Source organism: Chryseobacterium sp. NFX27, assembly GCF_049887855.1.
In the GTDB taxonomy this organism is placed as follows: Bacteria; Bacteroidota; Bacteroidia; order Flavobacteriales; family Weeksellaceae; genus Chryseobacterium.
In genome coordinates this window covers 72796-96674 of record NZ_JAGEKK010000010.1, presented here as the reverse complement: position 1 = coordinate 96674, position 23879 = coordinate 72796, and the positions used below count along the sequence as shown (strand labels likewise).

At 37.0% G+C, this 23879-nt stretch carries 21 protein-coding genes; 11 read left to right on the top strand and 10 right to left on the bottom strand.

What is annotated here, in order from left to right; translation table 11 throughout:
- Positions 1-159 precede the first annotated feature (159 nt).
- Positions 160-1452, top strand: coding sequence for a phosphopyruvate hydratase (eno, locus tag J4Q03_RS13025; RefSeq protein ID WP_034703140.1), 1293 nt, complete (start codon positions 160-162; stop codon positions 1450-1452).
- An 82-nt stretch (positions 1453-1534) separates the two neighbouring features.
- Positions 1535-2821: a citrate synthase gene (locus J4Q03_RS13020; RefSeq protein ID WP_426048597.1), complete on the top strand. Its 1287-nt coding sequence runs from the start codon at positions 1535-1537 to the stop codon at positions 2819-2821.
- A gap of 70 nt (positions 2822-2891) precedes the next feature.
- On the opposite strand, the gene J4Q03_RS13015 is transcribed toward J4Q03_RS13020, so the two are convergent.
- Positions 2892-3329 (bottom strand): hypothetical protein, encoded by a 438-nt coding sequence (locus J4Q03_RS13015; protein WP_426048596.1) that lies wholly within the window; start codon positions 3327-3329, stop codon positions 2892-2894.
- Positions 3330-3504: 175 nt separating this feature from the next.
- Here J4Q03_RS13015 and J4Q03_RS13010 point away from each other — a divergent pair, with 175 nt between their 5' ends.
- Positions 3505-4566 (top strand): helix-turn-helix domain-containing protein, encoded by a 1062-nt coding sequence (locus J4Q03_RS13010; RefSeq protein ID WP_426048595.1) that lies wholly within the window; start codon positions 3505-3507, stop codon positions 4564-4566.
- A 79-nt stretch (positions 4567-4645) separates the two neighbouring features.
- The gene (locus tag J4Q03_RS13005; protein WP_426048594.1) at positions 4646-7009 is read left to right on the top strand and encodes an outer membrane beta-barrel protein; all 2364 of its coding nucleotides are present in this window, start codon (positions 4646-4648) and stop codon (positions 7007-7009) included.
- A 40-nt stretch (positions 7010-7049) separates the two neighbouring features.
- Here the strand turns inward: J4Q03_RS13005 and J4Q03_RS13000 are convergent, their stop codons facing one another.
- On the bottom strand, positions 7050-7211 hold the full coding sequence (locus J4Q03_RS13000) for a hypothetical protein (RefSeq protein WP_426048593.1): 162 nt from the start codon (positions 7209-7211) through the stop codon (positions 7050-7052).
- A 312-nt stretch (positions 7212-7523) separates the two neighbouring features.
- Between J4Q03_RS13000 and J4Q03_RS12995 the strand changes: the two genes are divergently transcribed.
- The 5 genes from J4Q03_RS12995 (at position 7524) to J4Q03_RS12975 (ending at position 11774) form a co-directional block, all read left to right on the top strand.
- The gene (locus J4Q03_RS12995) at positions 7524-8438 is read left to right on the top strand and encodes a dimethylarginine dimethylaminohydrolase family protein (protein ID WP_426048592.1); all 915 of its coding nucleotides are present in this window, start codon (positions 7524-7526) and stop codon (positions 8436-8438) included.
- 56 nt (positions 8439-8494) lie between these two features.
- On the top strand, positions 8495-8704 hold the full coding sequence (locus J4Q03_RS12990) for a four helix bundle protein (protein ID WP_426048591.1): 210 nt from the start codon (positions 8495-8497) through the stop codon (positions 8702-8704).
- Positions 8692-8901: a four helix bundle protein gene (locus J4Q03_RS12985; RefSeq protein ID WP_426048644.1), complete on the top strand. Its 210-nt coding sequence runs from the start codon at positions 8692-8694 to the stop codon at positions 8899-8901. The genes J4Q03_RS12990 and J4Q03_RS12985 overlap by 13 nt, the downstream gene beginning before the upstream one ends.
- A gap of 52 nt (positions 8902-8953) precedes the next feature.
- The gene (gene ctlX, locus J4Q03_RS12980) at positions 8954-9877 is read left to right on the top strand and encodes a citrulline utilization hydrolase CtlX (RefSeq protein WP_426048590.1); all 924 of its coding nucleotides are present in this window, start codon (positions 8954-8956) and stop codon (positions 9875-9877) included.
- A gap of 136 nt (positions 9878-10013) precedes the next feature.
- Complete coding sequence (locus J4Q03_RS12975; protein WP_426048589.1) at positions 10014-11774, top strand: discoidin domain-containing protein; 1761 nt, start codon at positions 10014-10016, stop codon at positions 11772-11774.
- 33 nt (positions 11775-11807) lie between these two features.
- Here J4Q03_RS12975 and J4Q03_RS12970 read toward each other — a convergent pair whose 3' ends face one another.
- The 7 genes from J4Q03_RS12970 to recJ form a co-directional block, all read right to left on the bottom strand.
- Positions 11808-12692: an alpha/beta hydrolase fold domain-containing protein gene (locus J4Q03_RS12970; protein WP_426048588.1), complete on the bottom strand. Its 885-nt coding sequence runs from the start codon at positions 12690-12692 to the stop codon at positions 11808-11810.
- Positions 12693-12770: 78 nt separating this feature from the next.
- Entirely contained in the window at positions 12771-15050 is a 2280-nt protein-coding gene (locus tag J4Q03_RS12965; RefSeq protein WP_426048587.1) for a TonB-dependent receptor domain-containing protein, read from the bottom strand.
- 61 nt (positions 15051-15111) lie between these two features.
- Positions 15112-17343: a TonB-dependent receptor domain-containing protein gene (locus J4Q03_RS12960; protein WP_426048586.1), complete on the bottom strand. Its 2232-nt coding sequence runs from the start codon at positions 17341-17343 to the stop codon at positions 15112-15114.
- 243 nt (positions 17344-17586) lie between these two features.
- On the bottom strand, positions 17587-17925 hold the full coding sequence (locus J4Q03_RS12955; protein ID WP_426048585.1) for a DUF3817 domain-containing protein: 339 nt from the start codon (positions 17923-17925) through the stop codon (positions 17587-17589).
- Positions 17926-18017: 92 nt separating this feature from the next.
- Complete coding sequence (gene nadD / locus J4Q03_RS12950; RefSeq protein WP_426048584.1) at positions 18018-18602, bottom strand: nicotinate (nicotinamide) nucleotide adenylyltransferase; 585 nt, start codon at positions 18600-18602, stop codon at positions 18018-18020.
- Between the two features lie 33 nt (positions 18603-18635).
- Positions 18636-18812, bottom strand: coding sequence for a four helix bundle protein (locus J4Q03_RS12945; RefSeq protein WP_426048583.1), 177 nt, complete (start codon positions 18810-18812; stop codon positions 18636-18638).
- Between the two features lie 26 nt (positions 18813-18838).
- Positions 18839-20551: a single-stranded-DNA-specific exonuclease RecJ gene (gene recJ, locus J4Q03_RS12940; RefSeq protein ID WP_426048582.1), complete on the bottom strand. Its 1713-nt coding sequence runs from the start codon at positions 20549-20551 to the stop codon at positions 18839-18841.
- A gap of 109 nt (positions 20552-20660) precedes the next feature.
- Between recJ and J4Q03_RS12935 the strand changes: the two genes are divergently transcribed.
- A complete protein-coding gene (locus J4Q03_RS12935; protein WP_426048581.1) occupies positions 20661-21473 on the top strand; it encodes a M48 family metallopeptidase in 813 nt (270 codons plus the stop codon).
- A gap of 79 nt (positions 21474-21552) precedes the next feature.
- Here the strand turns inward: J4Q03_RS12935 and J4Q03_RS12930 are convergent, their stop codons facing one another.
- Positions 21553-23175 (bottom strand): ABC-F family ATP-binding cassette domain-containing protein, encoded by a 1623-nt coding sequence (locus J4Q03_RS12930; RefSeq protein WP_426048580.1) that lies wholly within the window; start codon positions 23173-23175, stop codon positions 21553-21555.
- Positions 23176-23364: 189 nt separating this feature from the next.
- Between J4Q03_RS12930 and smpB the strand changes: the two genes are divergently transcribed.
- On the top strand, positions 23365-23823 hold the full coding sequence (gene smpB, locus J4Q03_RS12925) for an SsrA-binding protein SmpB (RefSeq protein WP_223608803.1): 459 nt from the start codon (positions 23365-23367) through the stop codon (positions 23821-23823).
- Positions 23824-23879 lie beyond the last annotated feature (56 nt).

Here is a 23879-nt window from a genome sequence, read left to right as displayed (position 1 = left end):
CTCCGGTGTTATAAAAAGCACTGGATAATTTTTGAATTATTACCAAATATTAAAGCCCAGTTTTTTCATCAGGTTAGTTTTTTCATTAAATTTGTGATCAAGTATAATTTTAATAATAAACAACTTGAAGCTTTTGCGGACGGTTTAAAACTAAACAATATGAGTGCAATTTCTTTCATAGAAGCGAGACAAATTTTGGATTCCAGAGGTAATCCTACCATTGAAGTAGATGTATTTACAGAAAGCGGGGCCATGGGGCGTGCTGCCGTACCTTCAGGGGCATCTACAGGTGAACATGAAGCAGTGGAATTACGTGACGGTGGTTCAGATTATATGGGTAAAGGAGTCCTGAAAGCTGTTGAAAATGTAAAAGAAGTAATTGCAGAAAACTTAATCGGTCAGCCGGTTTTTGAGCAAAACTTTATTGATCAGATCATGATCGATCTTGACGGAACTCCAAACAAGGGGAACCTTGGTGCTAATGCAATTCTAGGCGTTTCTTTAGCCGTAGCCAGAGCGGCGGCTGCTGAACTGAGAATGCCTTTATACAAATATGTAGGCGGTGTTAATGCCAACACGCTTCCTGTTCCAATGATGAACGTGATCAATGGAGGATCTCACTCTGATGCTCCTATCGCATTCCAGGAATTTATGGTAATGCCGGTAAAAGCAGATTCTTTCTCTCATGCTTTGAGAAAAGGAACTGAAATTTTCCATAACCTGAAATCTATTCTTCATTCAAGAGGCCTTTCTACAGCAGTAGGGGACGAAGGAGGTTTTGCTCCTACCTTCAAAGGAACTGAAGATGCATTGGATACTTTGCTTCAGGCGATTGAAAAAGCAGGCTATAAGCCGGGTGACGATATTATGTTGGCACTGGACTGTGCTGCTTCAGAATTTTATAAAGACGGAATTTACGACTACAGAAAATTCCAGACTCCGGATGCCGCTCAGTTTTCCAGCAGCGAGCAGGTTTCTTATCTTGCTGAATTAGCAGCCAAATATCCTATCATCTCTATTGAAGACGGAATGCAGGAAAATGACTGGGAGGGATGGAAAATGCTTACCGATAAAATCGGCGACAGAGTACAGCTTGTGGGAGATGATTTATTCGTAACCAACGTAGAAAGATTGTCAAGAGGAGTAAAAGAAGGTATTGCCAACTCAATCCTTGTAAAAGTAAACCAGATCGGTTCTCTTTCTGAAACAATGGATGCTGTACAAATGGCTCAGAATAACAAATTTACTTCAGTAATGTCTCACAGATCTGGTGAAACTGAAGATTCTACAATTGCTGATTTGGCAGTGGCCATGAACTGCGGACAGATCAAAACCGGATCTGCTTCAAGATCAGACAGAATGGCGAAGTACAACCAGCTTTTAAGAATTGAAGAAGCATTGGGTGATACTGCATTTTTCCCTGGTTTAGACGCATTTAAAATCAAAAGATAATTGAATTTATAAATAACGGCAAGCGATAATTTTTGTTTGCCGTATTTTGTAATAAGTAGTATATTTAGAAAAAAATAAATAAATGTCAGACAACAAAGTAATATTGAATTACGACGGTAATTCATATGAATATCCAATCGTGGATAGTACTATCGGAGACAGAGGGATTGATATTTCAAAATTAAGAGACCAGACAGGTTTAATCACTCTGGATTTAGGGTACAAAAACACCGGAGCTACTCTTAGCGACATCACTTACTTAGACGGAGATAAAGGAGAATTATTCTACAGAGGTTATCCAATCGAGCAGATTGCTGAGAAATCTAACTTTACAGAAGTAATGTACCTTTTATTAAACGGTGAATTACCTACTCAGGAACAATTCGGTTCTTTCAATAACAACATCAAAAAATATAACTTTATAGCAGAGGAGATGAAAAAAATCATCGATGCTTTCCCTCGTTCTGCTCATCCTATGGGAGTTTTATCTTCTTTAACTTCCGCTTTGACCGCTTTCAACCCGAAAGCAGTTAACGTAAACTCTAAAGAAGAAATGGATCATGCTGCAGAATTAATGATTGCTAAATTCTCTCACCTTTGTGCATGGACCTACAGAAAAACTCAGGGTCTTCCGCTTAACCACGGAGACAACAGCCTGAATTATGTAGAAAACTTCTACAAAATGGCATTCAGATTACCGAATGAGGAATTTGAAGTAAATCCGGTTATTGTAGATGCTCTTGATAAATTATTAATCCTTCACGCTGACCACGAACAAAACTGTTCTACTTCTACAGTAAGAATGGTAGGTTCGGCTCATACAGGTCTTTTCGCTTCTATTTCTGCCGGTGTATCTGCACTTTGGGGACCTCTTCACGGAGGTGCTAACCAGGCTGTTATCGAAATGCTTGAGCTGATCGATAAAGATGGAGGAGACGTTAATAAATGGGTAGCAAAAGCTAAAGATAAAAATGACAGCTTCCGTCTGATGGGCTTTGGTCACAGAGTATATAAAAACTTTGACCCAAGAGCGAAGATCATTAAAAAAGCAGCTGATGATATCCTTAGTGCATTGGGAATCCAGGATAAAGCGCTTGATATTGCTATGCAGTTAGAAAAAGTAGCACTTGAAGACGAATACTTCGTAGAAAGAAAACTATATCCAAACGTAGACTTCTATTCAGGTATTATCTACAGAGCATTAGGAATTCCTACAGAAATGTTCACTGTAATGTTTGCATTGGGAAGACTTCCTGGATGGATTTCTCAGTGGAAAGAAATGAGAATGAAAGGAGATCCTATCGGAAGACCAAGACAGGTGTACCAGGGTGCTCAGAAAAGAGATTATATCGATATTACAAACAGATAATCCCTGTTTTTATCATAAACAAAATCCCAAGGCTTGCTTTGGGATTTTTTATTTTAAACCTTGATTGCTATTAAGATTCTTTACTAATATCTAATAAAGTATTTACGCCATAAATCATAATCATAGATGCTTTGTCTGTTTCTACAAAATAAGATAATCTTTCACCTGTCGCTAACTCCACTTCGCCTAAAGTATATTGATCAGTTTTATTTTTAAATTCTCCACACCATTTATTTTTAGCATTCATCATGCTTCCAGATTCTATATTTCCTTTATTATTTGTTACTAGTTTTCTTGTGGTTAAGATACTGTAGTTGTCAGGATCAATAATAACAGAACAAATAATCAATTCTTCTTCCTCGAAATCAATTGGGAAATTTTGAAAAAATAATTTTGTATTGAAATCTGAATCATACAACTGAGTCCATTGGAAATTATAGGGTTTTATTGTCTTTCTCTTTATCGAAGCAATACAGATATTGTAAAGTGATTGATCAGATTTTTTCATTGATTTAAGAATAGTCTAAAATACAAAAAATTAAAGTGAATATTTTATTATATTAATTTCAATCTGAACACAATAATTTATTAAATTTACTGGCATAAGTAGATCAATTTCAATAAGTTTAGGCTAATATTGGCAAACCATTTATAGCCTTTGTACAAAAATAAAAGCAGTTACAATGACTTTCGGACAGCAGATGTTATTTTTCTTTAGTGCGGTAGGAGCCTTTAATGGTTTGCTGCTCGGGATCTATCTTCTGTTTGTCAAAAAGCTCAAATACATTCCGGATTTCTTTTTAGGCTTGATTTTATTGACTTTAAGCATCAGAGTGGGGATTTCTGTCTGTATCTATTTCTATCCGGACTGGCCGCGAATTATTCCACACCTTGGGTTGTCAGTGCTGTTTTTCACAGGACCGGCTTTATACTATTATATCAGATCGTCATTTCAGAAAGAAGAATTTGATTTAAAGCAAAGCAGAACATCTTTCGGTGTATTGACATTGATTCTTGGAGCAGCCGGGTTGCTGTATTTGTTCTTTCCGGTGACCTGGGACAAATATTTTGGGACCTTTATTTATACGGTTTGGTCTGTATCTGTCCTGCTTGCCGTATACCAATATAGTATTTTTTCAAAACAGACCCCAAGAAATCCTAACAAGTTTCTCCTTCCCGTACTGATTAGCAATGTGATCATTTTCGTGGCGTATCAGTTAATTTCTACCGGCTGGGTACAGATTTATTGTGCTGGAGGAAGTCTTGTGTTTTCATTTGTGCTGTATGCCAATTTTTTAATTCTCTTCAGTAAAAAGAATGATGAAGATTCTGTAAGAGAGCTTCCTAAATATACCAATAAAAAGATTTCAGAAGAACTTGCAGACAGTTTTGTTTCAAAACTTGAACGGTTGATGGATTCTGAAGAATTATACAGAAACCCAAACCTGAAATTAAGCGATCTGGCAGCAAAGATGAACATGTCTGCCCATCAGCTTTCCCAATTGCTGAATGATAATCTCGGTAAAAGCTTTTCAACGTACATTAATGAATACAGGATCGGCGAAGCCTGTCAAAAAATAGAAAGCGGCTCATTCCTTAAAATCGAAGAGATTGGTTATGAAGTAGGGTTCAATTCCAAATCTACTTTCTTTTCTACATTCAAAAAAATTAAAAATACGACACCGCTTTTGTATAAACAGTCACAAATCCCTTCTGAAGCCCGGTTTCAGAGTTCAGAATTATAATTTCGTACTGCGGAATTTAAACTTCAAAACCTTAATTTTTCAATAGCCTGCTACTTTTGATTTCATAAAATTAAAATTTATGAATATCAGATTATGGATTTTCCTGCTGCTCTTATTTATTTCCTGTTTCGGAAAAGCTCAGGAATCAGTAAAAGGAAAGGTTGTGGATTCAGAAACTAAAAATGCTGTTTTTGAGGCTGAAATATCTCGGTTAAAAAAATCAGACCAAAGCCTTCTTCAAAAAGTTCAGACAGATTCCTCAGGTGTTTTCCGGCTGAAGAATGCTGCTGCTGGCTCTTACTTTGTCATCCGTAAAAAGGGATATGAAATGAAAGAACTGGATAAAGTGGAAGACCTTTCTTTAATTGAGTTAAAACCCGTAGCTGAAAATATCTCAGAAGTAGTGATCCGTGCAGTGCCCAGAAGTATCAGGCTGAATGAAGGAAATATCGTCATGAGTGTTTCAGGAAATAAAGACTTTAAAACCTCTGCGAATCTTTTTGAGGTGTTAAGAAAGACACCGGGTGTTTCCGTAGATCAGGAAGGCGGCATTTTTATTGGTGGAAGAATTACCCCTGCTGTGTTTATTGACGGTAAACCGGTCACCATGAGCAGCCAGGAACTGCAGGCCTATCTCCGCGCCTTACCGCCTGAAATGGTAGAATCTGTTGAAGTAAATGCCAATCCTTCTTCAAAATATGATGCGGAATTTAAAGGAGTTATCGATATCAGGTTGAAAAGAAACGCAAACCTCGGCTGGAAAGGAAACTACAACGGGAATGTACATGTGAATAAGTTCAGCTACAGGGAAAACTCTTTAAACCTTTCCTATAATACAGAAAAAACAGCCTATAGTCTGCAGGCAGGCTATAATAACGGTATTTCCACTTACCGATATAATGCATTGCAGAAACTGGCAAACACTAATGTCATGCGAACCAATACCTATCAGGAAGATGAAGGAAAGGTGTACAGTATTCAGACCGGAGCAGATTTCAGGATCAATGATAAAAACAGGGTGGGCATTAATGTAAGAGGAAATTTCAGAACCAGCGACAGGGTCCGTTCAGGCTCACTGTATACCACTAATAAGGATGAATCACAGCTGATCTTTAACACCGAAAGTAGAAACCCTACAGATTATTCCCAGGAAAATTATGGGGTAACTGCAGATTATTCATTTCAAAGTAAAGGTTTTAAAATGAGTTTTTTAGGGAACTACCTTTCTGTTAAAAATAGTCAGAAGGATGATTTTATCAATAAAGACAAATCTACCTCTCAACTTTTATCCTACTGGAAGTCCGACCTGCTTAATAAAATTGATATTCAGACCGCGCAAATTGATATTTCGCAAGAGATAGGTAATGCTGACCTTGAGGCCGGAATGAAATACAGCCGTTCCAATACCCATAATAATATCCGCTACGATACGCTGTCTGCCAATGACCGTTTTATCTTTGATCCGGAGCGCAGCAATATGTTTTCGTATAGAGAGAAAATATGGGCCGGATATGTTTCTTACAGGCAGAAGTTTGGTAAGCTTCAGATCAATGCAGGACTGAGATTTGAGAACACAGAGAGTATCTCGGATGCTGTTACCAAAGATTCTGTGGTTTCAAGAAATTATCTTGAATGGCTGCCGTCTTTCAGTACAGCCTATACGTTCAATAAATCTAGTGAATTATCACTTTCTTACAGCAGAAAGATAACTCGGCCTGTGTTTTCCCAGCTCAATCCGTTCCGCGTTTATTTCAGCCCGCTGAATTACTGGATAGGGAATCCTTATCTGCAGCCTTCTTTTACCAGCCAGATAAAACTTACGTATCGGTATAAGAATTGGGTAACCAGTTTTATAGCAGGTAAAGAAAAAGATGTGATGACCCGGTATCCGCTTTACAATCCCAAAACCAATGTTCTGGAATATCTTGGAACCAATCTTCCCTACCGGAAATTTGCGTCCATAGAAACCAGCTTTCCTGTGAAACTGACGAAATGGTGGAATATTACCAGCCAGATCGCCGGATACTATAACGATGAGTTCAGACCCTATCTGGGTGAGGTATTTGCTTTGAAAGTATATAATTATGAAATCCGGGTAAATCAGGTTTTCACTTTGCCTGAAGGATATACCGTTAATCTCTTTGCAAATTATGAGTCTAAAACCGGAAACAGTCTCTATATCATAAAACCAAGGTATACAGTAGATCTGTCTGTACAGAAGTCATGGTTTAGCAACACATTGAATACAAAGATCAGCTATAATAATATTTTTGATTCCTACGACCAGCGTTTGGAATTCAGGCATAAACAGATCATGGACAACCGTTTTACACATTGGTGGGACAGTAATCGTCTGATCCTTTCTATAGGATATAGCTTCGGGAATTCAAAATATCAGGCCAAAGAACTCCAGAAAACAGAAGAAGAAAACAGAGCCAGATAAAAGAAAACCTGCTTATCAAAAGCAGGTTTATTATTTTTAATTATGGACAAACACAGTTACCACACGTCCAGATGGTACAGTTTCCGTTTTCGTCCCACTCGCAGCAGTATCTGGGTCTGGTTATCCCTCCTCCTGTGATTAATTTCTGCTCGCTTCTTCCTAATTTTTGTGCATTTTTCAGCACTGAATTTTTCTTGTTCATGATTTTGATTTTTTGATGTTAATAGTTAAATTTTAATTTATAATTCAATTGAAATTATATCACTAAGATATGAATTTATTTTGTAAAATATACTGTTTTTTATTTCTTATGTAGATGAAAAATAGTCAGTTGTAGATTTATTGTGCTGCTGGATTTAATGTGCTGCCTTGATCAACAGAAAGTATTATGAAGAGAAATAAAGCCTGTTCTCTAATATTATACCCCATTAAAATCAAATTTGAGATATAAAACAAATCAAATGTTTTCCAGATAGAGACCTTTACTTATATTTGTAGTATTGCATAAATCTTTATGAAACTAAACATTAAAAACGAAACGGGCAGGCTGAAATCAGTTGTTCTAGGTCAGCCTAATTCAATGGGAGCTGTTCCCACGCTAGAGGAGAGTTATGATGCCAAGTCATATTACTCTATCGAACACAATATGTATCCTAAAGAAGAGGATATTATCAATGAAATGAATGCTTTTGAAGCGGTATTGAAGAAATATGACGTAGAAGTATTCCGTCCAAGCATTATCAAAGATTATAACCAGGTTTTCGCAAGAGATGTGGCTTTTGTGATTGACGATAAAATGATCATCTCAAATGTGATCGCCGACAGAGCTGATGAGCAGGATGCTTACAAGAAAGTTTTTGAAAAAGTAGCGTGGAGAAAGATCATCAATCTTCCGGAAACAGCACACATTGAAGGAGGTGACGTCATTGTATGGGATGATTTTCTTTTTATAGGAACATGCTTCAGTGAAGATTACAGAAACTATAAAACAGCGAGAACCAACGAATATGCTATCGAAATTCTAAAAGAATATTTTCCGAAGAAAAGAATCATCGATCTTGAATTGAAGAAAAATGATAAAATTCCGTTTGAAGGGATCTTACATCTGGACTGCACATTCAATCCGGTAGGAAAGGATAAATGCCTCATCTATAAAAACGGATTCGTGGATGAAAGCGATTACCGCCTGATCATCGATATCTTTGGGGAAGAAAACTGTTTCCATCTTAACGATGAAGAGATGTTTGAAATGTTCCCGAACATCTTTTCCATTTCTCCTGAAGTTGTTGTTTCGGATAAAACATTTACAAGAATGAACAATCACCTGAGAAATGAATGGGGAATGACTGTAGAAGAAATCCCTTACAGAGAAATTTCCAAAATGGGTGGCCTCTTGAGATGTTCCACAATGCCGCTGGTAAGAGAGTAGAAGAGTTATCGTGTTTTAGGGTAGGAGTGTTATATTTGTTAAAATAAAGTGTGCATATGCCAACAGTTAAATTTCATCAGGATTTAAAAGTTTTTCAAAAGTCTTTTGAAATGGCTATGCAGATTTATGAACTCACAAAAACCTTTCCTAAAGAAGAACAGTATTCTCTTACGGATCAAATCAGAAGATCATCACGATCCGTTTCCGCTAATATAAGTGAAGCTTGGGGAAAAAGAAAATATGAAAATCTTTTATTGCCAAATTAACTGATTCTGAAGGTGAGGCACGAGAAACTCAGACATGGCTTCAATTTGCTCTCGCCTGTAATTATATCAGTGAAGAACAATCTAATAATTTAAATAGCCAATACAATCAAATAATAGGAATGTTGGTGAGTATGATAAATCAGTCAGAAATGTGGTGTACATTTTCTCCGGAAAACAAATCTGGAAAAAACTTCTAAATACAAAAACACTCCGACTCTCAAACACTCCGACTCAAAAAACACAGTTACAATGCAAACAACAGATACAGTATTAATGATAGAGCCGATTGCATTCGGTTATAATGCGGAAACCGCAGAAAATAATTACTTTCAGGTAGAACAGAAAGGTTCCGATATTCAGTCTAAAGCTTTGGCAGAATTCAACACTTTTGTTGGGAAACTGAGAAGCAAAGGGGTAAATGTGATCACTATAAAAGATACATTGGATCCTCATACTCCGGATTCTATTTTCCCGAATAACTGGGTAAGTTTCCATAAAGATGGGAAAGTTGTCCTATATCCGATGTTCGCCTCAAACAGAAGAGTGGAAAGAAGAGAGGATATTATTGAAAGTATCAAAAATCAGGGATTTGAAGTTGCAGAAATCGACGACTGGTCATTTCCTGAAACCCAGGGTCATTTCCTGGAAGGAACAGGGAGCATGATCTTCGACCATGATAATAAGATTGCTTATGGCTCGGTTTCTCTAAGGCTTGACGAGAATTTGTTCAGAGAATTTTGTGATAAGTATGGATTTACACCCATCGTTTTCCATTCTTACCAGACTGTAGGTGCAGAGAGACTTCCAATTTACCATACCAATGTTATGATGTGTGTGGCTGACCAATTTGTGGTGATATGCCTTGACTGTATTGATGATGAACTGGAAAGACAAAAGGTAATTGAAACCATAAAAAACTCAGGCAAAGAAATCGTGGAAATTTCCGAAGAGCAGATGCAGCAGTTTGCAGGAAATATGCTTCAGGTTCAGAACAAAGACGGGCAGAAGTTTTTGGTGATGAGCCAGACCGCTTATCAGTCCTTAACATCTGATCAGGTGGCAGCCATAGAAAAATACTGTGAGATCATTTATTCAGATCTGAATACTATTGAAGTGAATGGAGGAGGAAGTGCGAGATGTATGCTTGCTGAGGTTTTCCTTCCAAAAAAATAACAGTTTTAATAACAATTGATTTAAATATTCTTCCGGTTTTGTTTTCAAGGCCGGAATTTTTTTAACCTGCTTCATTTTTTCAAATTGAGACAAAAGACAAAAAAGTTAACTAAATTTGTTCTTTAAGAATAAAACTATGAAGATACAGCAGTACTTTTTATCATTCGCTGTTCTGTTGGGAATATTCGTTGGTGCCCAGCAGAAGACATTCTGTAACCCGATTAATATTGATTATGGCTATACGCCGTTCGAAGCTTTCTCGAAACAGGGAAAACACCGTGCTACCGCCGATCCGGTAATCGTTAATTTTAAAAATAAGCTATTCCTTTTTTCTACCAACCAGGAAGGATACTGGTACAGCGATGATATGCTGGACTGGAAGTTTGTGAAGAGAAAATTTCTGAGAGACAATAAATATATCCACGATCTGAACGCGCCCGCTGTTTGGAAAATGAAAGATACCCTTTACGTTTACGGATCTACCTGGGAACAGGATTTTCCGATCTGGAAAAGTACCAATCCTACCAAAGACGACTGGAAAATTGCGGTGGATACTTTAAAAGTTGGGGCATGGGATCCTGCATTCCATTATGATGAGGACAAAAATAAGCTGTACCTCTACTGGGGATCCAGTAATGAATGGCCGCTTCTGGGAACCGAAGTGAAGGTTAAAAACCTGCAGTCAGAAGGTTTTGTAAAACCTATTATAAAACTGAAGCCTGAAGATCACGGTTGGGAAAGGTTTGGAGAATATAATGACAATGTTTTTCTTCAGCCGTTTGTGGAAGGCGCATGGATGACGAAACACAACGGAAAATATTATATGCAGTATGGAGCTCCGGCTACCGAATTCAGTGGATACTCCGATGGAGTTTATGTCAGCAAAAACCCTCTGGAAGGCTTTGAATATCAGCAGCACAATCCTTTTTCCTATAAACCCGGAGGTTTTGCAAGAGGAGCAGGCCACGGAGCCACTTTTGAAGACAATTACAAAAACTGGTGGCATGTATCAACGATCTTTATTTCCACTAAAAATAATTTTGAAAGACGGCTGGGGATCTGGCCGGCAGGATTTGATAAGGATGATGTAATGTATACCAATACGGCTTACGGAGATTACCCCACCTATCTCCCGCAGTTTGCTCAGGGAAAAGATTTTTCAAAAGGTCTTTTCGCAGGATGGATGCTGCTGAATTATAATAAGCCGGTTCAGGTTTCCTCCACTTTAGGCGGCTATCAGCCGAATCTAGCGGTAGATGAAGATATCAAGACCTACTGGAGTGCGAAAACAGGTAATTCCGGAGAGTGGTTTCAGACAGATCTTGGCGAAGTTTCCACAATCAATGCAATACAGATCAACTATGCGGATCAGGATGTTGAATTTTTGGGCAAAACATTAGGCAAAATGCATCAGTACAAGATCTATGGATCTAATGACGGAAAGAATTGGAATGTTGTCGTAGATAAAAGTAAAAACACCAAAGATGTTCCCCATGATTATATAGAGCTCGAAAAGCCTGTCAAGGCAAGGTTTCTGAAAATGGAAAACCTGAAAATGCCTACTGGGAAATTTGCATTGAGCGGTTTCAGAGTCTTCGGGCAAGGAGCAGGAGAAAAACCAAAGAAAGTGGAAGGATTTGTTCCTTTAAGAGCTGACCCTAAAAAATACGGTGAAAGAAGAAGCATCTGGATGAAATGGCAGCAGAATCAGGATGCAGACGGATATGTGATCTATTGGGGGAAATCTCCGGATAAACTATACGGAAGTATCATGGTATACGGAAAGAATGAATATTTCTTTACCGGAGCCGACCGGACTGATTCTTACTATTTCCAGATCGAAGCCTTCAATTCGAATGGAATTTCGGAAAGAACGGAAACCGTAAAATCTGAATAAAAAATAAAACGCTTTGAGAGTTTCAAAGCGTTTTTATTTTTCACCGGTCTGTTTAAGGAAAGCGGCAATTTTATCGATCAGGAATTCATCATTAGGAGCTTGGTCCCAATCCAGATGGCCGCCGTTGAATTCGTAGGTTTCATGCCTTACTTTATGTTGAATCAAAGCAGAATCTAATTTTCTCATTTGAGATAAAGGAATCACCTGATCTCTGTTGCCATAAAAAGAGAGCGTAGGCGGAGATGTTTCATTAATCCAAAAAATAGGATTCGGGATATCTAAACTGGTAATATCTGTTGGAGTTGGCTTTGATGAATCAATCATATGTTTTTCAACAAAAGAATAGTCAGAATAATTTTTAAAATCAGCATTATTTAAATCAGCAGGTCCTACAATGTTGACAATTGCCTTCACTTTTGTTCTGTGCTTATGGTCGAAAATTCTATTATATCCGTATAACATCGATAAATGTGCACCTGCGCTGTTCCCAAGCAAAATAAATCTAGGCTTACACTTCATTTCCACAGATTTTTTAACTAATAAATCTAAAGCATTATCAATGTCTTTTGTTTGATTGGGAAGAATAAAAGAATGCTTATCTGCCAATCTGTAATTCATATTGGCAAAAGCATAATCAGGAAACTTTTTCATCATTGAAAGGGTAAAGAAGGTAAGCTGGGATTTGTCTCCGCTTCGCCATCCTCCTCCATGAATAATAATAAAGACACCCTTTATTGAGTCTCTGTTTTGAGGAATATAGAGATCTAATTTTTGTCCGGGATCATCTCCATACCGGATATTTTCTTCTTTTTCAAAAATAATGTCTTTAGCCAAAGCCACTGTTTTTTCTTTGCAGCCGGTCCAAAGAAGGCAGATTGAAAAAAAGCACAGAATGGTTATGAAACTACTTTTATCCATAATGATAAAGATAGAAAACCCGCCGGAATTTCCGACGGGTCTTACCACAAAAATAATTGATATGAAGAATGATGTTTTTTATTTTGTCCTGTTTTTAATATCATCGGCAGCCGTTTCGATATTTCTTACTTTTTTAACCTTTTGGTTTCCAAAGTTGTAAACAATACTGAAGGTCATGCCAAAATTATATCTGTTTTGATGGATGTAGTTATAATTGCCGTTTTTTTGATAATCTTCAATTTCAACGATATTGGTTTTTAAAATATCATTTACATTTAAAGCAAACGTCCACTCATTCCATATTTTCTTTAAACTCATATCCAAACTCATTAGATTTTTAAGAGTCCCAAGCTCAATCTGCTGTTTGTCCACGAAGAAATAATTTACTCCCAGGAACCATGTTTTCGCTTTATCTAAGCGGATGGTATTATTGGTTTGGATAACAATACTGGTAGACTTGGTTTTGTTGGTATATGAAAGCTGATTACCGTCTTTATCCCAGAATGTATCGCCTGTTGTTGGGTCTACGGATAATGAACCGTTGTTAATATTATGCTGTACTCCTACATTAAAGTTGGTCGTTAAATATTGTTTAAAGAATGACTTTTGCATTCCAAGCATGGCAGACATTTCCTGTCGGTCCCCGAAGTTGGTTCGGATATATCGCAGAACATAATTTTTACTCAGAGTGCCATCCGGAGATTTGGCAAATCCTTGTAATGGTACCTGGGTACTTACATCTTTAATGTATGAATGATTCAAAATCAGGAAATATGAATTCTTAAGCATATAAGTAAGTTCCTGATTATAGTTGGAGGAAGCTTTTACAAACGGGTCATTCTGTGTGTAGTTGTTCTCTGTCAAGATATTTCTCACAGGATTTATTTCCCAGAAACTCGGTCTTCTCATTCGGCTTGAAAATGCGTAGGATATATTGTTATTTGTATTAATAGCATAATTAAGACTTAGATAAGGAAGAAGGTTATTATACTTTCTTTCAATTCTGCGCAGTTCTGCACTCGGTGCATTGTCGGAAGTTCCTAAGCTGTTTGTAATTTCATACCTGGTTCCTATTTTTCCTGAAAGCTTGTCAGAAAATTTCTTTTCCAATGTTAGATAACCCCCATAGATATTTTCATCATATATAAAATGATTGGGGTATAAAGTTGTTGTTACCGTAATAGGATTATATTTATAGGCATAGGTGAAATTCTGGGTGTCATTGTCTGTTTTGGTTTTATTGTAGTTTCCTCCCAGCGATACGGTGAAATCATTTTTAAATTTTTTAATATAATCTACAGTCCCTGAAAAATTATTGATCAGCTGTGGTAAATCCTGGATAACCTGCTGTTTAAGGATAGTATATTTTTCCATGTCATCTTGTATCCAGGTACCATTATCAGTATATTGTAATCTTTTGTAGTTTAAATAAGCCGCATTAAGATTAAGTTTACTGCCTAAAGAATCTATTTTCCATTCGTAATTCAGGTTTACAGAATTGTTGTATGAACGGGAATTATCTTTATTTCTTGAATTTGTAAAGCTGGTTACATACTCCTTTTTGTCTTTATCATATGCTATTACTGTGTTTAGTAAATCTACTGTAGAATTATAGCTCTTGCTGGCCCATGTATTCCATGTTAAAGCCAGATTGCTATTATCGTTCAGCTGGTAATCGACATTAAGGTAACCTCCTATATTCTTGTTTGGATCATTAATATCTCCCGTACTTTCATTAGAATATTCACTGTACCCGTTTTTCAAAGTATAAGTTTGGGCTTCAATATTTTCACTGCCATTGAGGTTAGCGCTGATGCCCAATTTATCTTTTCTGTAATTAGCTGAAAAGCTTGCAGAGCTTCCATTGAATTTATTTTGGGAATTTGCCATCCTCATATTACCGTTTATACCGTCACTCATCTTCTTTTTCAGAACAATATTGATAATTCCGTCTGATGATTCCACCTGAAATTCACTTCCCGGAACAGTAATCACTTCTATTTTCTGAATATTTTCAGCCGGTGTATTTTTCAGGAACTGAACCAGGGATTCGGCATCCATATTGGTTTTTCTACCATTGATATAGATCAGTGCATTATTTTTTCCGGCAATCTTTAATGTTTTGTCATCCGTTGAGGAAAGAAGAGGAGTCTGCTTCAGCAGATCAAAAGTGGTATTTCCTTTGGCAACCGGTGAGGCTGCAACATCGTATACAAAACGGTCGCTTTGTTTCTTAAAAACCTGCTTTGTAAGAGTAATTCCTTCTATTGATTTTGCTTTTACCGTGTCGGATTTTTTTTCCTGCGCAAAAATGACACTTCCTGATATAGCTGCTGCCAGTATAATGATCTTTTTCATGATTCTTCTATTTAAATGCTGTTGTGATACGGAGTGGTTGTGGTGATTGTAATTTTAAAACTTAAGTTCTTGACTTTATAGCATCGTTGGCCGATTTCATTTCTCTTGCCTTTTTCAGTTTCTGATTTCCGAAATTGTAGGTTACCCCGATGTTCAGAATTCTTGGATATTCGAAATTGACAACATTATTATAGCTTCCGTTAGGCTGTATTCCCTGTATGCTGTTATAGTTTTGGTTAAATACGTCATACACTTCCGCTACAAAGGTCCAGTTACCCATAATTTTCTTTAAGCTCACATCAAAGCTCTGTCTTACGCCTAATGTCCCGCTTTCAATTTTCACTTTGCTGCCGTAGTAATAATTAACGCCCAGGAACCAGTCTTTCTTAGATGAAAGACGGACGGTATTATTGATATTACCGGATATATTGAAGTTTTTGAAATTGATAATATAAGGTTCAACAACTTCTGTCTGGTCTGCTACAGGAACCGAAGTAGGATCTTCCGTTACAGAGCCTTTATAGATATTATAGCCCAGATTCACTGAATAATTGGTTGTCCAGATATCCTGAAACCAGGATTTGTTCATTCCCAAGGTCAATCCAAACTGTTTGTTGTCACCATAGTTCGTTCTTATATATCTTAAGAACCTTCTGGTAGTAATTACGGTGTTTCCATTTGCATCCTTTTCCGGCCCGGTTACAGTTCCCTGCAGTGGTATTTGGTTGGAAGCATCTTTTACATAATTGAAGCTCAGATTGGCAAAAAAAGCATTCTTGTACATATAGCTGAGTTCCTGATTGTAAAACTTAGAAGCAAGAATGAAAGGATTGTTCTGTGTGTAATTATTAGGCGTAAAATATGTTCTCGAAGGATTCAGCTCCCAAAATCTTGGCCTTCTGATCCTGCTCGAAAAACTATAGGTAAGATTATGATCAGAGTTAATGGCATAATTTAAATTAAGATAGGGAAGAAGGTTATTATAATTTCTGTCGAAGCTTGTTTTACCAATAATCTCGCCGCTGCTTCGGGTCATTTCATAACGTGTTCCTACTTTTCCTGAAAGTTTTTCACTTAGCTTTCTTTCATACGTAAGATAGGCACCCAAAATTCTTTCTTTATAAATGAAATGATTGGTCTGATTCACATTATTGATGATCACTCCATTTACAATATCATCCTGTCTCGTATCATTATCCGTATTGGTGTGGTTGTAACTTACGCCCATCAGCCATGTACTGCCTTTAACTGTTTTTTTCAGATAGTCGATATTCGCGGCATAATTATTAATGATCTGAGGGACCGACTGTTGCAACGCACTGTATATATTTTTCTTATCTTTATTGAGCGGAAAGCTTTCATTCATACTCATTTTATCCCTGTTGAACCATAAATAAGAAATATTAGAAGTAAGTTTACTTCCGATAGAATCTGTTTTGATTTCATAATTCAGATTGAAAGAGTGATTTCTTGTCTGGGCGTTCTCATTATTGACGGTTCTGTTGACAAGTGCGCCGTTTTGCCAGTTCGTTACATCAAGAATTGAATTGAAACTCTTATTGTATCTCATGTTGTAGGTGAATCCTAAACTGTGGTTCTTATTGATCTCGTAATCAATATTCACGCTTCCCCCTATATTTTTGTTTGGATCATCATTATATCCGAAAGACTCATTTCTAAAAGTGGAATCTCCGTTGGATAAAGTATATCTTTCGCGGTCTGTCCAGCTTCCCGTATTGAAATTAGAATTCACAGACCACTTGTTTTTTCTGAAATTGAATGAAGCTCCTGCAGAAGGATTATTGTAGTAAGCCTGCTCATTATTCATCTTCAAAGTTCCGTTGTAGCCGTCACTTTTCTTTTTTTTCATGACAATATTGATGACCCCTTCATTGGACTCTACCTGGAATTCACTTCCCGGTGTTGTGATCACCTCTATTTTCTGAATATCTTCAGATGGAGTTCCCTTCAGCATTTCGATCAGGGCTTCAGCATCCATATTGGACTTTTTATTGTTGATGTAGATCACCACATCAGATTTTCCCATAATCTTTAAAGATTTCCCGTCAATGCTTGAGAGCATTGGAGTTTGTTTCAAAAGATTGAATGTATTGGTTCCTTTTGCAATAGGTGAGGAGGCTACATCATAAATGAAACGGTCGCTTTGTTTTTTGAAAACCTGCTTCTTGATATTGACAGCTTCAATGTTTTTTACTTTCAGGGTATCTTTTGACTGCTGGGCAGCTGCCAGTCCGCTGAAAAATAGGGCGGCAATTAGAATCTGAGTTTTCATGATTATTATTTTTTGTGGTTTAATAGCTTGTATCTGTTATTATTTAACATTGCAAAGATATATAATAAAAACAGTATCATGCAATACAAAGTACTTAAAACATTTTTAATATGAATTTAACGTACTGATTTACAAGTGTTAAAATTTTAAATTAAAATTCAAATACTTTTGAGTTTATACACAATAAGACAACTGCAACAAGAATTTTGTTACAGCAAAACAGAAAAATTTATAAAAAAAATATTATTCCCGGTCGAATCGGGCCAGTTTTTTGTCTATCCAGATGGTAGCAAAAGGGAAAAATGCAGCAATTAAAGCGAAGACGCTGTCTTCATCATCCCAAGTGTATATTTTTCTTATAGCAGGTAAAAAGATGAGGTAAAGCGTAAAAAAGAATCCGTGAATGCTGCCGATAGTACTGATATATACAATAGGAAAAACTCCTTCCGGATCAATGCGTATCCAGGTCATTGCTGTGAATAGGAAAAACCACGAAATAGCTTCAGCCAAACAGATTTGTTTGAACCATTTAATGACTTTTTCCTGAGGGTATTTTGAGAAAAATTTTTCGATGAATTCCATGTCTTGAATTAAGTTAAAAGATGATAATAGCAGTATTTGAAACGATCAGTTTCTAACTTCTGATATCCAGCTTCTAATTTCTATTTGTAAAATTACTTATAAAAACTGCTTCCGTCCAAATATTCAAAGACTTCCGGAGGAAGCATTGGGCGTACATTCTTGCCTTCTTTAATCATATTTCTGATTTCCGTGGCGGAAAGTTCAATAACCGGAGCCTTAATGATAGAAATATTTTCGTGCTGGAGATATTCAGAATCTTTCTTTTCTCCTTCAAAAACACGTGGATAAACAATAATATGGTGATTTTTGATCAAAATATCGGAGTTTTTCCATTTATGAAGATTGTCCAGGTTATCTTCGCCCATAATCAGGCTGAAGGAACAGTTGGGATATTTTTCATGAAGATACGTAAGTGTATCAATGGTATAACTTGGTTTAGGAAGTGAAAACTCTACGTTTGAAGCCCTCATTTTCGGATAGCTTTTTACGGCAAGCTGTACCATATCCAATCTGTTATGATCTTTCAGTAGAGATTTTTTATCTTTAAAAGGGTTTTGCGGACTTACAACAAACCACAGTTCATCCATATCAGAATTTTCCAGGATGTAATTAGCCAGAATTAAATGTCCGATATGGATCGGGTTAAAAGAACCGAAAAATAAGCCAATTTTTTTCATGAGTGTCAGGGCTTAGATTTAAGAGATTAGGGATTAGGGTTGGATTGTAACTTTGTAATAATAGCGTTGAGCATTTAGAACTGAAGAGCGTCGGATCTGGCTTGTAAGAGCATAAATTTCTTCTTTTGGAAAATTTTTGATACAAGTATAAATTTCAGTTACAAAATGTACTGATTTTTGCCATACCAATAATTCTTTATAGTTCCCCATGAGCCCTAATCCCTGTTTACTGATTCCTAATCTCTGAATTTCACATCCTTTATATTCAAATAATGCGTTACATTTCCTTTCCAGTGATTTTCCTCTAAGGTAAAGGCAAGATCAAACTTTTTATTTTTAAAATCTTCCACATACTGTCCAAGCTTAAAGCCCACACATTCTATATTTCTGCCGGTAGATTCCTGTTTGATGTAAAACTTCAGGTGATTGTTGTCTTTTCCCATTGTTTTTACATAACCGGACAGTTTTTGGTCAGTCAGCGTAAGAATAGGTTTCATATTGTGAGGACCGAACGGTGCCAGCTTTCTATGGAAATTGATAAATTCCCTGTTGATCTCGTCAACTTTGATCTCAGAATCTATCGTAATAGAAGGTTCCTGCTGATGCTCCTGGATCTTTTCAGAGACTATTTTCTCAAATTTTATTTTGAAAGCCTCAAATTTGTCCTTTTCCATAGAAAGTCCTGCCGCGGCATGATGCCCGCCAAACTTAAGGAAATATTCAGAACACATATCAAGGGCTTCATGTACATCGAAATCAGAAACGGATCTTGCAGAAGCCACCATTTCCCCATTATTACCGTCAGTAAATACCAAAGTGGGCTTGTAATAAGTCTCAATAAGTCTTGACGCCACAATACCGATCACCCCTTTATTCCATTCAGGATGGTAAACAATGGTGGAATACTTCGTTTGCTGCTGAGATTCAACAATCTGATTCAGTGCAGAAAGCGTGGAATTCATATCAAGCTCACGCCTTTCGTCATTAAGGTCCATAATATCGCTGACGATCTGGTTGGCGTGTTTCAGGTTGTCAGAAACCATAAGCTCTACGGCTGCCTTTCCCTGGGAAATTCTCCCTGCAGCATTAATTTTTGGAGCAATTTCAAACACAATATTTGAAATTTCAAAATGAGAAAGTTTATCTTCAGGAATTAATAATCTTAATCCAAGGTTTCTTGTTTTTCTGAGAACTTTTAATCCCATTTTAGCTAAAACCCTGTTTTCTCCGGTCATTGAGACAATATCCGCTGCTATGGAAATAGCCAGAAGATCAGTCAGCTCAAATAATTCGGCTTCAGGAATTTTGTAGATGGTATTCAGTCCCTGGCAAAGCTTAAAGCCCACACCACATCCTGAAAGTTCTTTAAAAGGATATCTGCAGTCGTTTCTTTTCGGATCCAGAACAGCTACTGCATTGGGAATCTCTTCACCCGGAAGGTGATGGTCGCAGATAATAAAATCAATACCCTTGTCCTGGGCATATTGTACCATATCGGTCGCTTTGATACCGCAGTCTAAAGCAATGATCAGGGAGAAACCGTTTTCTTTGGCAAAATCAATACCTTCGGTAGAAATTCCGTATCCTTCAGAATTCCTGTCGGGGATATAATAATCTAAATATTTTTTTTCAACAATTTTGCTGAGGTAAAGGTACATCAAAGCAACAGCCGTAGTTCCGTCTACATCATAATCTCCATAAACCAGTATTTTCTCGCCATTTTCAATTGCAGTTGCGATACGTTCTACAGCTTTCTGCATATCTGCCATTAAAAACGGGCTGTGAATATCGTTGAGGTTAGGTTTAAAAAATTCTCTGGCCTTTTGATAATTGTCAATCCCTCTTAGAACGAGGAGTTTAGATTCAAAAGTACCAAAACCAAGTGACGAACTTAATCTGTCCACAACTTCCTCATCGGGCTCGGGCTTGTAAATCCATTTCTGACTCATTTCACAAAAATAAGGAAAAAAAATAGCATTTTGAAATGATTAAGGTTGAACTTGACTTACTGATTGTTGAAAAAAATTTCTATCTTCGCGGTCCAAATTAAAAATAATCATGAAAAAAATCACACTCTGCCTTTTATTCTTAGGCGCTATGAATGCAGTATCAGCACAGAAAATTAATCTTGGAAAAGCGGCTGGCGTTGTTTCTAAAGGAGCAAAAGCTTTTACTTTTACCAATGAAGACGCTGTGAAACTGTCAAAAGAATCGGTTGACTGGATGGACAAGAACAATCCGGTTGCAGGACCTAAAGATCCTTATACAGTGAGACTTAATAAGCTTTTCGGAAAACATAAATCCCAGGACGGGCTTGCTTTAAACTATAAAGTTTACAAAGTAAAAGATATCAATGCCTTTGCCTGTGCAGATGGAAGCGTTCGCGTATTTTCTTCGTTAATGGATATCATGACGGATGATGAATTATTAGCAGTAATCGGACACGAGATCGGACACGTAAAAAATCAGGATACAAAAGATGCCATTAAATCTGCTTACATGAAGGCAGCAGCATTAGATGCAGCATCATCTGCATCGGGAACTGTGGCAGCATTGAATGAAAGTCAGGTAGGGAAGATGGCCAATGATTTCTTGGATGCTTCACACAGCAAAAAGCAGGAGTCTCAGGCGGATACTTATTCTTATGACTTTATGAAAGCTAATAATTACAATGTAGTGGGAGCCTATTCTGCATTCAAAAAGCTGGCTTTGCTTTCAGAAGGGAGTACTCAGACAGGCTTTGAGAAAATGTTCAATTCTCACCCTGACAGTGAAAAAAGAGCGCAGGCGATTAAGAAGAGAGCTGAGAAGGATGGGGTATGGAAAGACCCGGGAACAGTTGCTATTCCTAAAACGAAGCTTACCAAATAATTCAATCTTCATAAAATAAAAATTCCTCAAAGTTAACTTTGAGGAATTTTTTTATTTTAGGTTTAATGTTCTTAAAAAATTAAGAATACATTTTCTCTCTGATTTCCTTTACTTTTTTGTCTGCAAGATACTCATCATAAGTCATTTCTCTGTCAATGATACCAGATGGAGTCAGTTCAATGATTCTGTTACAGACTGTCTGAAGCATTTCGTGGTCATGAGATGCCAATAAAAGGTTTCCTTTGAAGTTAGACAGGGAGTTGTTTAAAGTCGTGATACTTTCAAGGTCAAGGTGGTTAGTTGGTTCATCCAATAACAGAACATTAGCTTTCTGAAGCATCATTCTGCTGAACATACATCTCATTTTTTCACCTCCTGAAAGTACTTTACAGGATTTTAAAGCTTCATCACCGGAGAAAAGCATTCTTCCCAGGAATCCTCTTACAAATTCTTCATGACGCTCTTCATCGTTTTTGGTAAATTGTCTCAACCAGTCCACTAGGCTTAGATCTTCCTGGAAGAAATTGGTATTATCTAACGGCATGTGAGATTGGTTTGTAGTAACTCCCCAAGCCACTGTTCCTTTATCTGCCTGAACGTTTCCTGCCAGAATCTCAAAAAATTCTGTGATCGCTAAAGAGTTTTTAGACAACACAGCCACTTTATCACCTTTCTTAAGATTTAAATCGATGTTTGAGAATAAAAGTTCTCCGTCTTTTGTTTTCTCAAGTCCTTTTACATCTAAGATCTGATCTCCGGCCTCTCTTTCCATTTCGAAAATAATGGCAGGATATCTTCTTGAAGAAGGTTTAATATCGTCGATGTTCAGCTTGTCGATCATTTTCTTTCTGGCAGTAGCCTGTTTCGCTTTTGCAACGTTAGAGCTGAATCTTGCGATGAAGTCCTGAAGTTCCTTCTTCTTTTCTTCTGCTTTTTTATTAGCCTGAGCTCTCTGTCTTGTTGCCAGCTGAGAAGCCTGGTACCAGAAAGTATAGTTACCTGTATAAAGGTTAAGTTTGGCATAGTCTAAATCTCCGATGTGCGTACAAACCGTATCCAGGAAGTGACGGTCGTGAGAAACAACAATTACTGTGTTTTCATAGTCAGCAAGGAAATCCTCCAACCAAGAGATCGTATCAATATCAAGGTCATTCGTAGGTTCATCCAGGATCAGTACATCAGGATTTCCAAAAAGAGCCTGAGCCAGAAGAACCTTTACCTTGTCCTTGTTCTCAAGTTCACCCATCATCTGCCAGTGCATATCATCTTTAATCCCAACATTTGAAAGCATCGTCTGAGCATCAGATTCTGCCGTCCATCCGCCCATTTCATCATAGATCACACCAAGCTCACCCGCCTTGATTCCGTCTTCATCAGAAAAGTCTTCTTTAGCATATAAAGAATCCATTTCTTCTTTTATTTCGTATAATTTCTTATTTCCTCTTAAAACAGCCTCAAGAACGGTAAATTGATCATAAGCAAAGTGATCCTGCTCCAAAACTGACATTCTTTTCCCCGGCTCCAAAGATACATGCCCTGTAGTAGGATCCTGCTTTCCTGTTAATATTTTAAGGAATGTAGATTTCCCCGCACCGTTTGCTCCGATAATCCCGTAGCAGTTTCCTTTGGTAAACATAATATTTACCTCGTCAAAAAGAACTCTTTTCCCGAATTGTAAAGATAAGTTAGATACTGTTAACATATAGTTTTGTAAATTTGGCGCAAAATTACGAAAAGAATTTGGGTATTTCGTAATAATGTAATAGTCAAGTTTTTAAATATGGGGTATTTTTCCTATATTTCATTAACAAAATAAATAGAGCGAAGTCCCAAAGGGGCGGTTTAATGAAGATTGAACGTAACCCTATCAATATAATCACGAATTTTTACAATGAAGATCGAAAAAACAGTTAGCATATTAAACAGAAGAGCCCGTTTCGAATATGAAATCCTTGAAGAATATGAAGCAGGGATGGTTTTAACGGGTACAGAAATAAAATCTTTACGCTCGTCCAAAGCATCTATTACAGAATCCTTTTGTCAGTTTATTGATGGGGAGTTATACATTATTAATATGATGATTGATGAGTATAAACTGGGAACTTTTTACAATCACAAAACAAAAAGGGAACGGAAATTGCTGTTGCACAAAAAAGAATTGCAGAAACTTGAAAAAAAGTTAAAGGATGCTGGTAACACAATTATACCTCTTAAATTATATATCACAGACAAGGGTAAAGCAAAGGTGCTCATTTCGCTTGCCAGAGGGAAAAAACTCTTTGATAAAAGGGAGGCGATAAAAGATAGAGAAAATAAACGTAACCTGGACAGAATATTAAAGAAAAGTTAAAAATCATTCAAAAAACTTTGTATATAAAGAAAAATTATATTTATTTTGCATTATCA